This window comes from Pseudomonas sp. ASL3 (genome assembly GCF_056680425.1).
This window is the reverse complement of record NZ_CM155281.1, coordinates 3135219-3149586: the sequence shown is the minus strand read 5'-3', so window position 1 is coordinate 3149586 and position 14368 is coordinate 3135219. Positions and strand designations below refer to the sequence as shown.

At 54.9% G+C, this 14368-nt stretch carries 13 protein-coding genes and 1 pseudogene; 5 read left to right on the top strand and 9 right to left on the bottom strand.

The annotated features are described in order from the left end of the window. Positions 1 to 19: 19 nt before the first annotated feature. Positions 20 to 799, top strand: coding sequence for a uracil-DNA glycosylase family protein (locus AC1MEE_RS14465; RefSeq protein WP_480415975.1), 780 nt, complete (start codon positions 20 to 22; stop codon positions 797 to 799). A gap of 468 nt (positions 800 to 1267) precedes the next feature. Here the strand turns inward: AC1MEE_RS14465 and AC1MEE_RS14460 are convergent, their stop codons facing one another. Continuing rightward, on the bottom strand, positions 1268 to 1369 hold the full coding sequence (locus AC1MEE_RS14460; RefSeq protein WP_480416230.1) for a hypothetical protein: 102 nt from the start codon (positions 1367 to 1369) through the stop codon (positions 1268 to 1270). Between the two features lie 154 nt (positions 1370 to 1523). Between AC1MEE_RS14460 and AC1MEE_RS14455 the strand changes: the two genes are divergently transcribed. After that, positions 1524 to 1970: a hypothetical protein gene (locus tag AC1MEE_RS14455; RefSeq protein WP_480415974.1), complete on the top strand. Its 447-nt coding sequence runs from the start codon at positions 1524 to 1526 to the stop codon at positions 1968 to 1970. Here the strand turns inward: AC1MEE_RS14455 and tnpC are convergent, their stop codons facing one another. From tnpC to tnpA, 3 genes are all read right to left on the bottom strand, one after another. Continuing rightward, positions 1971 to 3497 (bottom strand): IS66 family transposase, encoded by a 1527-nt coding sequence (gene tnpC / locus AC1MEE_RS14450; RefSeq protein ID WP_480411501.1) that lies wholly within the window; start codon positions 3495 to 3497, stop codon positions 1971 to 1973. 61 nt (positions 3498 to 3558) lie between these two features. Further along, positions 3559 to 3894 (bottom strand): IS66 family insertion sequence element accessory protein TnpB, encoded by a 336-nt coding sequence (tnpB, locus tag AC1MEE_RS14445; RefSeq protein ID WP_480411502.1) that lies wholly within the window; start codon positions 3892 to 3894, stop codon positions 3559 to 3561. Further along, the gene (gene tnpA / locus AC1MEE_RS14440; RefSeq protein ID WP_480411503.1) at positions 3891 to 4208 is read right to left on the bottom strand and encodes an IS66-like element accessory protein TnpA; all 318 of its coding nucleotides are present in this window, start codon (positions 4206 to 4208) and stop codon (positions 3891 to 3893) included. Before tnpA ends, tnpB begins: the two co-directional genes overlap by 4 nt. Positions 4209 to 4405: 197 nt before the next feature. On the opposite strand from tnpA, the gene AC1MEE_RS14435 reads away from it, so the two are divergent. Then, positions 4406 to 4570 (top strand): hypothetical protein, encoded by a 165-nt coding sequence (locus tag AC1MEE_RS14435; RefSeq protein WP_480415973.1) that lies wholly within the window; start codon positions 4406 to 4408, stop codon positions 4568 to 4570. A 434-nt stretch (positions 4571 to 5004) separates the two neighbouring features. Here the strand turns inward: AC1MEE_RS14435 and AC1MEE_RS14430 are convergent, their stop codons facing one another. From AC1MEE_RS14430 to AC1MEE_RS14410, 5 genes are all read right to left on the bottom strand, one after another. Then, the gene (locus AC1MEE_RS14430; RefSeq protein ID WP_480415972.1) at positions 5005 to 5418 is read right to left on the bottom strand and encodes a hypothetical protein; all 414 of its coding nucleotides are present in this window, start codon (positions 5416 to 5418) and stop codon (positions 5005 to 5007) included. Between the two features lie 267 nt (positions 5419 to 5685). Then, a complete protein-coding gene (locus AC1MEE_RS14425; RefSeq protein WP_480415971.1) occupies positions 5686 to 6057 on the bottom strand; it encodes a hypothetical protein in 372 nt (123 codons plus the stop codon). Between the two features lie 119 nt (positions 6058 to 6176). After that, positions 6177 to 8159: a hypothetical protein gene (locus tag AC1MEE_RS14420; protein WP_480415970.1), complete on the bottom strand. Its 1983-nt coding sequence runs from the start codon at positions 8157 to 8159 to the stop codon at positions 6177 to 6179. Next, a complete protein-coding gene (locus tag AC1MEE_RS14415; protein ID WP_480415969.1) occupies positions 8159 to 8491 on the bottom strand; it encodes a hypothetical protein in 333 nt (110 codons plus the stop codon). The genes AC1MEE_RS14420 and AC1MEE_RS14415 overlap by 1 nt, the downstream gene beginning before the upstream one ends. A gap of 102 nt (positions 8492 to 8593) precedes the next feature. Beyond that, positions 8594 to 9538: a phage integrase N-terminal domain-containing protein gene (locus tag AC1MEE_RS14410; RefSeq protein ID WP_480415968.1), complete on the bottom strand. Its 945-nt coding sequence runs from the start codon at positions 9536 to 9538 to the stop codon at positions 8594 to 8596. Between the two features lie 1899 nt (positions 9539 to 11437). Here AC1MEE_RS14410 and AC1MEE_RS14405 point away from each other — a divergent pair. Further along, positions 11438 to 13015 (top strand): annotated as a pseudogene (locus tag AC1MEE_RS14405) (AAA family ATPase). Further along, the gene (locus AC1MEE_RS14400; RefSeq protein WP_480415967.1) at positions 13012 to 14304 is read left to right on the top strand and encodes an McrC family protein; all 1293 of its coding nucleotides are present in this window, start codon (positions 13012 to 13014) and stop codon (positions 14302 to 14304) included. The pseudogene AC1MEE_RS14405 and the gene AC1MEE_RS14400 overlap by 4 nt, the downstream one beginning before the upstream one ends. Positions 14305 to 14368: the final 64 nt, after the last annotated feature.

Here is a 14368-nt window from a genome sequence, read left to right as displayed (position 1 = left end):
ATCGTCAAAGGACATCACCATGAGCCTCGAACAGTTCAGCCACCTGCTTTCCGCCTCCACGCATAATTTCGCCACGCTGCCGGCCGAGCTCTTGCTCGCCTCAGAAGGCAATCTACAGACCTTTTATGCGCCCTTTGATCACGTCAATACCGGTGCGCGAGTGGTGCTGTGCGGCATCACGCCGGGCTTGCAGCAGGCCAGTCGGGCCCTGGATGAAGCGCGTAAACAGCTGCGCCAAGGCGCCTCCATCGACCACGCCAAACAAGCAGCCAAGGAAACGGCCAGTTTTGCCGGGCCCATGCGTAACAACCTGACCAGCCTGCTGGATCACATCGGGCTGCAGACGCTGCTGGGCATCGATAGCTGTGCACTGCTGTTCGATACGCACCGTCACCTGGTGCACTACACCTCGGCCCTGCGCTACCCGGTCTTTGTGGACGGTCAGAATTACAGCGGCAGCCCTGCCATGCTCAGTCGCGCCAGTCTGCGTCACCAGGTGGAAACGCACCTAGAGGAAGAAATCCGGACACTGGGGCCGCAGTGCCTTTATGTCCCGCTGGGGCCGAAAGTCACGGAGGTCTTTCAACACCTGCAAGCCAAAGGCCTGTTGAAAGCCGAGCAGCTGCTGGACGGACTGCCACATCCCTCGGGTGCCAACGCGGAGCGGATCAGCTATTTCCTGGGCGGCAAGCCTCGGGAAAAACTGTCGAGCAAAACCAATGCGGCGGTACTGGACGCAGCCAAAGCCCGGCTCCTGGCTAAATTGGCCTCGCTGCGCAGCGAAAGTCGTCTGGGGTAAAGACTAGGAGAGCGCTTGCCGCTCTAGCGCCATGAGCGTGTCTCGTTAAGCGTTGTGTTGTAGTCACCGCCTGGGGTGGGGCGGAAATACCCCCTCTCTCGTATAGTTGGGTTCGCCCAGCTTGACTGCCTGACAGTCATAGCGGTCCTGGTCTTCAGTGACCGCTTTTTTTTTAGCTGCGACTGAGCATCTCACCACCGTGCCTCCATCTCCTTTTAAGCGTCGTCGAACCGCTCGCGGCCGACTTCCTGCAGATTGAGCCAGTCCTCTGCGTGCTGATTTTTAAATCACTTACTGAGTTAGGAACCCATTGCCGATAAGCGCGGTAGAGCGCCGCAGTGCCCCCAAGGTTAGCTGCCAAAGTCGCCAGTCATAGCGTTCGAACCAGAAAAATACGCGTACCCGATCCGGGTGAGGCCTGAAAGCTGCTTAAGAGCACTGATCTCCAAGTACCGTTTCAACTCCTCGTCATCGGTAGAAAAGGTGATGGGGGAAATCGTCGGTTAACGTCAGTTCATTGCCATTTTCTGTGTGCCGGATGGTAGCGCAGATCAGCGTGGTCAAGTCGATCGCCCAATGCAGGGGTAGTTCTTCAGGCTGACGGGACTACTCTTCGCCGGTGTTTCGCCAAAACTTGGCGGAGATAATTTTGGGTGGGCTTCTGCCACCGATTTAGCGCCGTACGATGGACGCCGCAGTCTCCACTATGGAAAAGGAAAAGCGGATGAAATCGGGTTTGAGAAGCATTGGTGTCGTGATTGCGCTGGGCCTTGCGCTCAGTGGTTGCAAGGATGACAGCCAACTGAATGGTTACTACTACAGCAAGTTAAAAACAGCTCAGGGTGAGCGATACGGGACATCGCTATTGCTCTACATCAAGGATGGCAAGGCCATCACTGGAAGGACGCTCAGGTACCCATTGAGTTTTGCTCCAGAGGAGCTGATAAAAATGGGTGAGAATGCCGATACCGATGGAAAATTCGAGATTGATGGCGAAGTCCTGACGGTGAATGAGGCATTCTCGGATAGGAAGGTGGATTGGATCTTCAAACGAATCGGAGGAGGCAAGGACTTGATCTGTACCAATTGCGACGGTCACACACGCTACGGAGACCTGACCTACCTGGGCGACCAGTTAGACGTATGCGTCCGGGCATCACGCCTTGCGTAATTAGACCGGCTGCCACTTATGCGGCAGCAACTCGTCAATCTCACTCGCCCGCTGCGTCGGCAGTCGCGTGAGAACGTCCTTCAGATAGGCATACGGATCATGGCCATTCAGCCGCGCAGACTGGATCAAGCTCATGATCGCTGCCGCCCGCTTGCCGCTGCGTAACGACCCTGCGAAGAGCCAATTCTTGCGTCCAAGAGCCCATGGTCGGATCTGGTTCTCGGCCCAATTGTTGTCTATGGGTACGGCCCCGTCATCGAGGTAGCGCGACAGAGCTGCCCAGCGTTTCAGGCTGTAATCCAGTGCTCTGCTGATAGCTGAACCTTCGGGCACGAGATCGCGCTGGGCGATCATCCAGGCATGCAGTGCATCCATCACAGGCACAGCCTTTTCTTGCCGTATTCGACGGCGTAAATCCGGTTCCAGGTCGCGGACTTCACTTTCGATTTCGTAAAGCAACTGGATGTAGCGCAGGGCTTGCTCGGCGAGCATGCTCTTGTTGGTGGCATGCAGTTCGAAGAACTTGCGCCGCGCATGGGCCATGCAGCCGATCTCGGTCACACCGAGTTCGAAGCTGGCCTTGTAACCACCAAAATCATCGCAGACCAGCTTGCCCTTCCAGCCTTGCAGGAAGTTGCGAGCATGCTCACCGGCGCGGCTGGGGCTGAAGTCGTAAACGACTGCCGCTGTTTCGCAGAATTGGCTGGTGGCGTAGGCCCAGACATAAGAGCGATGGGTTTTCTTTGAGCCCGGAGCGAGCATCTGAACCGGTGTTTCATCGGCGTGGATGACCAGCTGCCCGAGCACTACGTCGCGCAGCGCATCGACCAGAGGCTGCAACTGCACGCCAGTAACGCCAACCCATTGAGCCAAGGTTGAACGCGGAATTGCCAAGCCAGCCCGACCGAAAATCGATTCCTGGCGGTAAAGAGGCAGATGGTCAGCAAACTTGGCGATCATGACATGGGCCAGCAACCCGGCGGTCGGGATGCCCTTGTCGATGACCTGCGCCGGAACGGGGGCCTGGATCAGCGTTTCGCAGTCATCGCACACCCACTTGCCACGGACATGGCGTTCAACGGTAAACACGCCGGGCGTGTAGTCCAGCTTCTCGCTGACGTCTTCACCGATGCGTTTCAGTGCGCAGCCACATGGGCAGTGAGTATTGTCGGGCTCGTGATGGATCAACGTGCGTGGAAACTCTGCCGGCAACGCAGTGCGCTTAGGTTTTTGCTTTTTTTCGGTCGCCGCTGGCACTGCTTGCAAGGCCTGAAGCTCTGCTTCAATCGCCGCGATATCGGTATCGATCAAGTCATCGAGCAAGCTGGCCTGCTGCGGATTCAACTGCTCGCTGCGCTTGGCAAACTTCAAGCGCTTGAGTTGTGCGATCTCGTGGGTCAGCTTCTCGATCACCGTTTGGTCGCGGTTGATCTTCTTGCCCATAGTGTCGACCTGCGACAGCAACTGCGCTGCCAAGGCACGCAGTTGGTCGGGAGACATTTGGTCGAGATTGGGCGAAGAAGTCATGCTGCGGATTTTGCCAGAGCGGGCAATTCACAGCGATAGACCGATAGGCTAATGGTGGCCTTTAAAGCAGTGTGATCGCGCTGCCGGAACCCACGCGTTGCCATGGCAGGCCCAGCACCAAGGCTTGAAGTTGCTCGGCATCCAACTCCATCTCAGAGCCATGGCGAATGCCTGGCCAGTGAAACTTGCCTTGGTTCAACCGGCGAGCAGCCAGCCAGATTCCGAAGCCGTCATGCACCAGCACTTTCATGCGAGTGGCGCGGCGATTGGCGAACAGATAAGCACAGTGCGGCTTCGCCGCACCAAACACCGCGATCACTCTGGCCAGCGCAGTCTCGGTACCCGCTCGCATATCCATCGGTTCGGTGGCGAGCCAGATGGCATCGATGCGGATCACAGGGCAAGCCCCCGGATGAAGCGGGCGCACCCTTCGGGATCGCAAGTTGGCCATTTCACTGTGAGCGTTTGCTGACCGAGCGGTAATTCAATGATCGCCGACGCTTCGGTCTTTCGTTTTGGTTCGACTTTCAAAGCAATGAAGGCTGGCAGCGCGACTGCCTGTTGATCACGATAAAGCGGTATCCACCGGCGAACGACATTGGCGTTGATACCGTGCCTCATCGCAATAGCCGCCACGGAAACACCGGGTTGTTCGCACTCTTGGACGACTTGGGTTTTGAAGGATTTCGGGTAGGACTTACGTTGGCGCATGGCGATCCTGGCGTTAAGGGTAATTGCGTCCGCTTAAAAATACGCGGACACAATCGCCCTTATCGGCCGGGCTCGGAAGGTGTGTTCGCCGGCCCCTTACAGTTAGACCTCTCTAAAACCGTCTTCCGAACCTTTGCGTTGAACCAGGACAATCCCCAAGCGTTCGATGCAAAAATGACGAAAAAATAGGAGGGTTTATGCGAGAAAGTTCGATGGGCGGCAAACCTGCCTCAGTGGGGCAATTGCAGGTGAACGCTGAACGCGGTTTGACGCTTATCGAGTTTCATCAACTGGCCGAAGTCCCTGCCGCCGCCGAGTGCTGGCAAGATCGACAAACGAAGCGATCAGGGCAGTGGGCTTGAGGGGGCCGCTTGGATGAGCGGATTTGTCCGCGCTGACGCCCGTATGTCGGACATAAGGTGGGACAAGTCAGCTTCGATCCATCAGGAGGGCGTTCCGAGTCGGCACACTACATTGGCCGCGAATCAACGTTGTGGCTCGCCTCCGGAACCACCAAAGCGGCTGCTCGAATGCTAAAGCCAGAAAAGGCGAGGGGAGGCACGTCCGTAGATCCGCCTCCCCTTCATCCAACAGCAGGGCACCCCAGTGTTGTGACTACAAACGCTCCTTCTCAGCGCCCTGTTTAAGCTGCATCGTGCCACTATATTAGAGTTTTGGTACGTGTCAATAAGCCATTATCCCGGTAAACGATGGGGCTTTTTTGATTGGTCACTTCACTCATATCCGATAGCCTGACGCGCAAAAAAGAACGATTGATGAGCGTTTGTGAAACTCTTCACATCACCGCCGACAGGCCAAACTCGCGAGCTAAATTTGCGCGCTTTAAGGCCACGTCAGATGACAGGCATTCACTCCAGCAGCTGTCAGCGAGCTGTTGCCGAGCCACTTCTGGCGTCTCTGCCAAGATGTACAGCAGGCAAGCCCGAACGGGCTCATGATTCGTCATCAGGGCCACGGCGCGGATCGCAAAATTCTCAACGGCGTCGCGATCAACCCAGCTCGTGCTGGTCATCAACGCCATTTCTAATTGAAGAAAACCTGACTCGAATGCGGTATTCCAGCTTGAGCATGTCATAGCTTCACGCGCCTCCTCTGGGATCTCACCTATGGCCAGCAATAAGGCTTCTTGAGCCATTTTATCGGGGGAGAGCAGGGCTACTGCTCGAATTGCACTATCGGCGCGCCTCATGTCGATTGCTCCTATGACTGAATGAAAAACTGCGATGCGATCAAGCCGATACCGAGGCCTATCAGGACGCTGAAAAGCTCTCTAGCTAAACGCTTTTCTTGCCGGCCTCGCAGGACATAAATGGCAGTCGCGGTTGCCAGTAGTGCCGAAGCACCCCATACCAGCTGGCCCGTTAGGAACCCTGGCCAAACCGGCACCGCAGCTATCAGCGGAATGCTCAGGAGCAAGGTGGCCAGCCATCCGAATCGGATTTGAGTCGAGTTCACATCAGGCCCTCCCGCAGTAAGGAACGTTCGCCGGTGGAAGCTTTTCCAGCAAGCTTTGAAACCAGCACAAATGGATTTCCTCGAGACGGGCGTCCAGTCGATTACGCTTGTTCAGCTCAGCCAACACCAGATCAAAGGTGAACACATCAATGTTCGGTGTTTCCATCAGCCGGATTTCAATGGGCGTTTCCTGTTCCCAGTCAAATGTTGGCAATCCACTGAGCTGGGGACGCAAATGCTGAGGGTCTCCTCGTAGTACCCAACACAATCCTGGCCAAGGAGCGAGAGCATCGAATAAATATCGAAGGTCTAACGGACTGTCCCATGTTTTGTTCCAGTCTGCGGTCAAGTAGTCCTCAAACGTCAGGCTCATAATCGGTTCCCAATAGGTCGCGGAAGGCCACATGGTTCCTGAACTTCTTGCGTGCCAGAAGCACTTTCGCATTCCCGATCTTAGGATTTGAAATCGACTCGGCATCAGCACGAACGAAATTATTTCTGTTCATCGTGATCCGATAATGACTTCGGTTTCTGACTCCGAGGAGTCCGCCCCTGGGCGAATTTTTCGTTATTGCTAGCTGGGCGGGAGCTGTCAATGTTGGGCCGAGTGGGGTTTAGGCTTGGACCACTGTAGCTGCCACGGCCTGAGCCTCGAGCGGTATGCTGAACCGCACGCCCACCAGCAACAGATACCGTGGGACGAACACTAGGTTTACTGTTTCCGCCACCGCCACCGCCATTATTTTTCCCGGACTGAGTCGACTGAGTAGCAAACTTAAGTGCGGTTTTTTTAAATCCGGCAACCGACGCTGCCAGATCCGCCGTCGCTTTTATAGCCTGCGGTCCGGTGATCGCCTGCGAGCGAGCAGCGCCAAGAATGGCTGTGACGCTGACTCCGGTGAGTTTGGTGGCAATCCAGGTCGAGGCCACTAGCAGCACGCCAAAAACCATCTGAATCATGCCGTACACCATATCGATGTCAGCTCCACCCCCCTGCCAACCTGCGGCGGATGCAGCTTGGGCAAGCGCAGCACTGCTCATTACCACCGACGAACTCACTGCAATGAGGTGTGCGAACAGAATGCATAACACTGGAAAGACTAGCATCGAGATCCATCCCGTCAGGCTTTGAACGCCTCGTAATGGGGAGAGTAGAAACGCAATCGGTCCGGCAATGAAAACCAGCCAAAATATGCCAGCCATTGCTCCCACAAACAGAGGAAGCAGTGTTTGTAGCTCGAACCATGAAAGCGCGTTTTTTCCCAATTGCCAGGTCGAAATCGTTCCTGAAACGATGGAGTTGAGGCCGCTGGAGGCTGCTTCTTCCCCGCCGGCAAAAGTCGCTTGTTGGACACGCATCCAGGCTTTTTGAGCGGCTAATACACCCGTATCACTATCGGTGCTTTGCCCGCCTGATGCTTTCATGCTGCCGGTCTCTACTAACCCGTTGTAGGCTTGCTCGGCGGCAAATTGGGCAACCTGATAAGCTTCGACGCAGCTTTTTGGGACGTAGCCCAATGCTGCGTCCTTGCCGCCTTCTTCAGGCTGCCAAACGGTGACATTTTGAGCCATCGTCGCCGCTAGCTCGCCGGGTGCATCACTCACCTTCAAATAGCTGGGCTTGGATTCCGGGTTGCCAGAGACGATCCCCGTCCAGTATTCCCTAGTGGGTAGTGCATAGGCTCTGGAGGTTACAAAAGGTTTCGCGTCTTTCTCTAAGGCGCTTATCCCCTCTGCTCGGCGTTCTCGAATCGAGCCGGCATCGAGGATGCTGCTAGCCATGTTTTGCATTGTCTGCATCTGCGACCACGGCATGCTACCGATGATCTCTTTCGCACCTTGGCCAACGATTTTCATCTGCGCGATCCGACTGACCTTTTCATCCGGTATGCCCAGTCCACCACCACCCAATAGGCCAACGGCATGGTAGGCCTCTATTGAGGTGCCGTCGGCAGAGTCTTTAAATGCACGCATGGATGGCGAACATTGCTCGTTGTAGTCCCGAATCAGCCGTGCCAAATCGCTGTTGGCATACTGATTAGCCGTGCGCTCGACGCTGTATTGGATCAGCGCGGAGGTCGGGATGAAGGCCCCGTCGACGTGCAGCTCATCCATGGTCTTGCTGAGCGCTGTATTCAGGGTTTTGTTGAACGACATCACCAATGAATAAGCAATCCGTTGGCCATGGGTTGCCTCGATCGTAGAGCCGCCCGTCAACGTCATGGTGGTTGGGCTCAAGCCATAGGTGATGAAGAGAAAAATCGCCGTCGACCTGAAAATCGCTTTGAAAGGCCCATCGGCTGGCAGGCGAATAAGCGCGATCATCAGAGCGATGAAACCGACGGCTGGCAGCCAGCCGTTGATTGATTTGCCGATCGCTGAAAAAAACGGTGCAGTCGCTACGATCAAAAAATTGAGAGCGCCGTCAAACAACGTGAATAGCCATTCAAGGCCTGCCAGAGAGTCGGCCCCCATTATTGTTTCCCGTTGTCAGTGGTGTTTGTCTTGGGCGCAAGCCACACGAGCAAAAGAGTGCCTAAAATTATTCCTGGCGCATGCCCAATGTAGGGCACTTGATCAATGCCATACCGGGCCAGCCAACCGAAAAGTCCAACCACCACGATCATTCCCACAATTCGAAGAACTTTCATTCGCTTCGATTCTTCTTGGGTGTTGCGGTTGTTCATATTTGAGGCATTGCCTCCGTTATCATTGAGCCGTTTGAACAGCTGGGCGATCGTTTGTCTCAGTGTGCTGCCGCCTCTTTTCTTGCGTGCAGACTGCTTCGGAATTTCGTGATTACGCATGTCCAGGTCTCCTTTTAGATGTTCTGCCAAGCAGTTAATCTCTTCAGAAATGTCGGCGCCAGCCAAAACAGGGTCTGGAAATTCACCCATGTTGGGGCCGATTTATTTGCTTGATCCGAGGTACACGCTGGTGATTGACGTTCGTTCGTGACCGAGTTCCAACGATATGAGCTGCCGCGCTTCGCGATCGCTCAAACCCGCGTGAGTTGGGGTAGTGAGTGAAGGTATTGCTCCGACCTGACCAAGCCAACCAGGCTCGGCCCCTCCGATCAGTTGGCCTTGTTCGACACGCTCCAGAGAGGCCCTTACCGCGGGGGCTTGTTTGCCGGTGAGATCCAAATAACGCTGTTGTGCGTAGAGATGGCGCAGGCCGTGCATACGAGTCAGCCCCGCTGCACGAATCTGATCTTCGTAGCGCCTCATTTGCTCGCGGTAGCTCAGGTGAGCAGGAATTAGACTGGCATTCCCGGCAAACGCGCTGACCTCATCCAATACCATCCGTTGGAGCAGGGTCCGAACGGGAATTGATCGAGCCTTGCCGCCTTTTGTCCAAGACGCCCTCAGTTCGATTCGGTCGCCTTTGTCGGCGATCGAAGCAATAAATTTAATCGCTTCTTCTCGGCGCAGGCCGAACGCAGCCTGCAGCCGCAAACTGTGACGCACATGCTGATCAGTAATTCTTTCGAGATTGGCCGTCGGCAAATCGCGGGCCTTGCTTTCCTTGGCGACGTAGGTTCGTCGAGCGATGCCCAACGCGTCGTTAGTGATTCGCGCGACGCCAGCACGTCCTGCTTTTTCGAGCGCCCAGCGCAGATGACTCATCCGGTTTTTTAAAACACCGTCGCTGATTCCGCACCCTTGCCAGTGCGCTACGAGTGCCCGCAAATGTCGCTGGCCAAACGTTTCGGAACGTAAATTCCGATACCCCAATTCACGCAAGTGTTTCGCACTTAATCTCAGCGTCGCTGCACGCGCCGCTTGAGTTGAATAAGACCCGTCGCGGTTGTGCCGTTGCTGTTGGGAGAAGTCCCACGCCAGTTTGTTCATTAGTCCATCCCATCCGATGCCGGAAATCCACAAGTTGTTCGTCGAGTTCGAAACGCCACAATTTCGGTAAGTGTTGGTTCCTGTCCCGGCCGAAGAATCGGGGGGAGCTGAGCTTTCGCTCAGGAGCGGAACGGCGTTTCCACAGGAAGCCCAAAGGGGCATCGGTTACGGCATATCCCGGGGGAACTGCGGTAACGATAGGCAGGCGCTTGGTCCCATAGGATTAGCTGCAGCCGCCATCAGCTGTGTGCGGTTTAAGACCGCAATCTCGTCGAGCATGGATCGACAACCCAACCAAGTCTGGTTGGTTAATGGGAGGCCCGTACGCCATGCTGCGCCGGGAGGACTTGCTCCGAGGAGTGCGCCCATTACTGATTAAATCCCTAGTCTAATCAGGCCTATTGTCGCGGTGGGCACGACTCAGTTTTTCGTCCGGAGCTGGACGTTTGCTCTACCTCCCAAACCAGTAGTTGAGCGATCTACTGGCTGGTCCAGGTTTACGACTTGGTTGTCGGGTGGTTAATCGCATCAGGTCGGTTACCAATCCGATCGATGTTGCCGCGCCGTGCACCTGCAGTAGCGGGTGAACGGCTCGGCGACGGCATGTAATCAGAAAGACTGACTGACATGCCATCTCTCATCAGCGGGGCCTCGAGAAATAACAGGAGACCGTGGGTGCTGATGATGAGAATTCGTAGGCCATCACTAGGCTGTCACTGAGCAAATTAACTCAGAAGCTCGCACCGAGAAAGTCAAAATGAGGGCTAGAAATTCAGCAGGCGTACTGGTCATTTGAGGGAGCAATGTTTGTGGTGGAAATCTACACTAACGCAGGCCTGCCTCGTCGCGGTGAGAGAACCGACGCACTGAATAACTCCCACTCCCAGCCTAAATCGCAGCGCTTTTGTCTTAATTGAAAAGGCTTCTGTCGGCTCGCATCGCGAACCGTTTGGGGCCGCTTTGCGGCCCTACGCTTCGCGTCACTACCGAGCTGTAGTGACGCGAAGCTAAAAGCTGCGTGTGCCCATCCCCGAAACAACACCGTTAATCCCCGAAATGCCCTGAGTGTCCCCGGCGCACACCTCATTACCCACTCATTTACCCCCAATTTGTTCAGCGTGGGAAACCACGGTTACTACCTAATTTCCCTCAAAAATGCCCCATTCTCCCCGTAATGGCCGAACGCTCCCCGAAGGTCCGCTTGTTTCCCTGATCAAAACGAAACGTCCGAGCTGTAATCGACACAGCCGTAATAGAACTCCGCAAACTCTTGGGCGATATAAGACAATTTGCGAAATCCGGAAGTCCTGCTTGTTTTTGACATTGCTCATTGTCATCATTTTGCCATCGCGTATGCTTCAGAACCGTTGATAACAGGGTCAAGACGACAAAGTAAGCCTCTCTCATCTCGCTATTCCGCTTCGAAGCAGCTAATCCCCATTATCAAAATTTTGGTTTTTCTTTTGGTGCCTCCTTAGACACCACTCGGCTTGTCTACCAACCGGAAGAGCGCCAACCTAATATTCACACAAAAAACGCGGTTTTTTCTGCCGTGCTTGATCTCCGGTAGCTGCTCTCGCAGGAACCGATAAAATTCTGGAGTATTCGTAGTTGCCAAAACAAGAATTCAAGAACTGGCTGCGTGCAACGGGCAAGACGCCGAACACCGCCAGTTCCTATCTATCCGGTGTTAACACGGTTTCAAAGCACTTAAACAAGGATGTATTTGAGATTCGCGACAGCGATGAGCTCGCCGGGATTTACCAGTTGTACGGTCCCCAGGGTAAGCACGCGCAGATTGGCGCCAGTAATAGCAATAACGTACAGAATGGCCTTAAGCAGTGGTTGGTTTACCAGAAGCAGTTAGCCCTGCCGGGTGGTGTTGAAGCAGTTAAAGGGTTGGTCGCTCGATCGTACTCTCCAGCATTGAACCAGATTTTTTATGGTCCCCCTGGCACCGGTAAAACGTACGCGACCATTGATGCCGCGCTGGAAGTTCTCGATCCGGACTATTTGATTGCCAACATTGAGAATCGTGAAAAACTCAAGAATCGATTCGATGAGCTTTCAACTGATGGTCAGATACGTTTCGTGACGTTCCATCAGAGTTTCAGCTATGAGGATTTCGTTGAAGGTCTGCGCGCCGTCAGCGACGACGAGGACAAGCAGCTTCAGTACAAGGTCGAGCCAGGAGTGTTCAAGCGCCTGTGCGATGATGCGCGCACTCAAGGGGGCCAGTCCGAAACCGGCATTCGCAGCAATCCGCGTATCTGGAAAATTTCCATCAATGGCTCGGGCAACTCCCAGACCAAATCCTATTGCCTGGAGAATGGTGAGGCGCGAATTGGTTGGGGTAAAACAGGCGACCTCCGACAGGATCCGGAGCAGAACTCGTACTACCAAAAGCTGGGTTCGGGCGATAAAGGCACGCTGAGTTACTTCGCCGAGGAAATGGTCGTAGGCGACATTTTGCTTTGCATCCACTCGGCTGACCAGATTGGTGCCGTGGGCGTGGTCACCAGTGACTATCGCTACGAGGAGAGCGCCCCGGCAAGCGTCTTTCACGATTATCAGCACGTCCGCTCAGTGAACTGGTTGTACCGGGATGTTAAACAGTCAATTTTGCCGCTCAATGACAACCGACAGTTCACACTCAAGACGGTCTATCCGATGGGGCGCTTCGGGTGGGCTGACCTGTTGAGCTATCTCGAAAAGCAGGGGGTGAAGCCGCGGGAACCATCGATCGCCACCCGTATCGAGCGAAAGCCTCATGTGCTGATTATTGACGAGATCAACCGTGGCAATGTCTCGCGTATTTTTGGCGAGTTAATTACGTTGATTGAACCCTCCAAGCGCGAAGGTGCAGCAGAGGCGCTGAGCGTTGAGCTGCCGTATTCGAAGAGGCCATTCAATGTGCCGGCCAATGTCTATCTTATCGGTACGATGAATACGGCAGACCGCTCGCTGTCCGGGCTGGATATTGCCCTGCGTCGACGCTTCAACTTTCGTGAAATGCCCCCACAACCGGAGCTGTTGGATGAGCTGACAGTCTAGGGTGTGAATATCGGCCAACTGCTGCGAGTGATGAACCAGCGTATCGAGGTATTGCTGGACCGCGATCATTGCCTGGGACATGCCTACTTTATGTCGCTGAAGGCCGACGATCCCCTGGACAGACTGGAGCTGATCTTTCGCAACCAGATTCTGCCGCTGCTGCAGGAATACTTCTTCGAGGACTGGCAGCGCATCCAGTGGGTGCTTAACGACCATCGTAAGATCGCGACCGATCGCTTCGTTTACCAGCGTCAGCGGGATGTACAGTCGTTGTTCGGTCCCAATGTGAATGTGTCGACGCACAACCTGCCATGGACCATCAACGAAGCAGCTTTCGATAGAGCTTCGGCCTATGCCGGCATCATCAAGGTGCAGGCAAAGGTGGAAGACCCTATAGAAACGCGCGTGGGTGAAGAGGCGTGATCACACGGGTCACCGTTCGTGAATACGCTCGGCTGACGACCGAGCCGGTCGAGAGTTCGCTGGACTGTGCTCAGGTATCGGTCAGTGCCTTCGATTGGCTTTGCGAGTTGAGCGCTTCGTTCAGCAAGTCTGGAGCAACCTTGTTGCTGGTCGAGGGGAGGCGCTCGCTCAAGCTGGATAGCTACGTTGGGGTAATAGAAACACCCTGCGGCACACAATTGGAAATCCTGCCCAAGCATACCGTGCGTCTTGATTGCCTGGAGGACAGTCGGGATCTTTTGCAGCGGATGATCCAGACGGCTTTGAAGCTGCCTACGCGAGAGGTGGGTGCGGCGAATTTGAAGCTGTTCAACGCACCCTTGTCGGAATGGGTGATGCGTCAGTTTCTGGAGGGGCTGGACTATTTGATCAAACGCGGCATACGTTTCGATTACCAGCGTGTCGAGGAGGAGCAGCGCTTTTTGCGGGGGCAGCTCAATGTAACGGCGCAGATGCGTCAGCCACCGGGACGCCAGCATCGTTTCCAGATCCGTCATGATGTATTTCTACCGAACCGCCCAGAAAACCGCTTGCTGAAACTGGCATTGGAGCGGGTGTGCAAGAGCACACAGGAGCCGGGAAACTGGAGGTTGGCTCACGAACTCCGCGGTCTGCTGACGGAAGTGCCACCCAGCACCAACAAGCGCGAAGACTTCAAGTTGTGGCGCAACGAACAACTCATGGCACATTACCAGCCGATCAAACCCTGGTGTGAGCTGATCCTGGGTGAGCAGTCGCCGTTATCGGTGAGCGGGGACTGGCGCGGTATCAGCATGCTGTTTCCGATGGAGAAATTGTTCGAGCAATACGTTGAGGTGTTGCTGCGCGAGCAGTTGATCGGGGGAGCGCGTTTGCTGCCTCAACGCGCCAGTTATTCGTTATGCACACATCACGACAAGCCTATGTTCAAGCTCAAGCCAGATCTTCTGCTTGAGCATGACAATCAAACCTGGGTGATGGATGCCAAGTGGAAGCTGATCGATACCTCTGACCACTCAAATAAGTACGGGTTGAGCCAGGCTGATTTCTACCAGCTGTTTGCCTACGGGCAAACCTATCTGAAAGGCGTTGGCGAGATGGTGCTGATTTATCCAAAGACCGAACGTTTTCCTGAAGCGGTGGATGAACCTTTCATCTTTTCAGACAAGCTGAAGCTTTGGGTTCTGCCGTTCGATCTGAAGCGGGGCAGGTTGGCAGGAGGCACGTTCGCGAGTTTGCCGTTAACAGAGCGATTCGCGGGGACTGTCTGATGGAGACAGCTTTTTTGTAGAGCTGAGTTGTCTGGTCGGCTATCAAGGATAAAGAGTGCAACCG

What these genes read in the sequence shown, in the direction of transcription:
- AC1MEE_RS14435 (WP_480415973.1), top strand. Translation starts at nt 4,406, where the DNA reads ATGCGAGAAAGTTCGATGGGCGGCAAACCTGCCTCAGTGGGGCAATTG.
- AC1MEE_RS14420 (WP_480415970.1), bottom strand. Translation starts at nt 8,159, where the DNA reads ATGGGGGCCGACTCTCTGGCAGGCCTTGAATGGCTATTCACGTTGTTT.
- AC1MEE_RS14425 (WP_480415971.1), bottom strand. Translation starts at nt 6,057, where the DNA reads ATGAGCCTGACGTTTGAGGACTACTTGACCGCAGACTGGAACAAAACA.
- tnpA (WP_480411503.1), bottom strand. Translation starts at nt 4,208, where the DNA reads ATGCGCCAACGTAAGTCCTACCCGAAATCCTTCAAAACCCAAGTCGTC.
- AC1MEE_RS14415 (WP_480415969.1), bottom strand. Translation starts at nt 8,491, where the DNA reads ATGCGTAATCACGAAATTCCGAAGCAGTCTGCACGCAAGAAAAGAGGC.
- tnpC (WP_480411501.1), bottom strand. Translation starts at nt 3,497, where the DNA reads ATGACTTCTTCGCCCAATCTCGACCAAATGTCTCCCGACCAACTGCGT.
- AC1MEE_RS14465 (WP_480415975.1), top strand. Translation starts at nt 20, where the DNA reads ATGAGCCTCGAACAGTTCAGCCACCTGCTTTCCGCCTCCACGCATAAT.
- AC1MEE_RS14430 (WP_480415972.1), bottom strand. Translation starts at nt 5,418, where the DNA reads ATGAGGCGCGCCGATAGTGCAATTCGAGCAGTAGCCCTGCTCTCCCCC.
- AC1MEE_RS14455 (WP_480415974.1), top strand. Translation starts at nt 1,524, where the DNA reads ATGAAATCGGGTTTGAGAAGCATTGGTGTCGTGATTGCGCTGGGCCTT.
- AC1MEE_RS14410 (WP_480415968.1), bottom strand. Translation starts at nt 9,538, where the DNA reads ATGAACAAACTGGCGTGGGACTTCTCCCAACAGCAACGGCACAACCGC.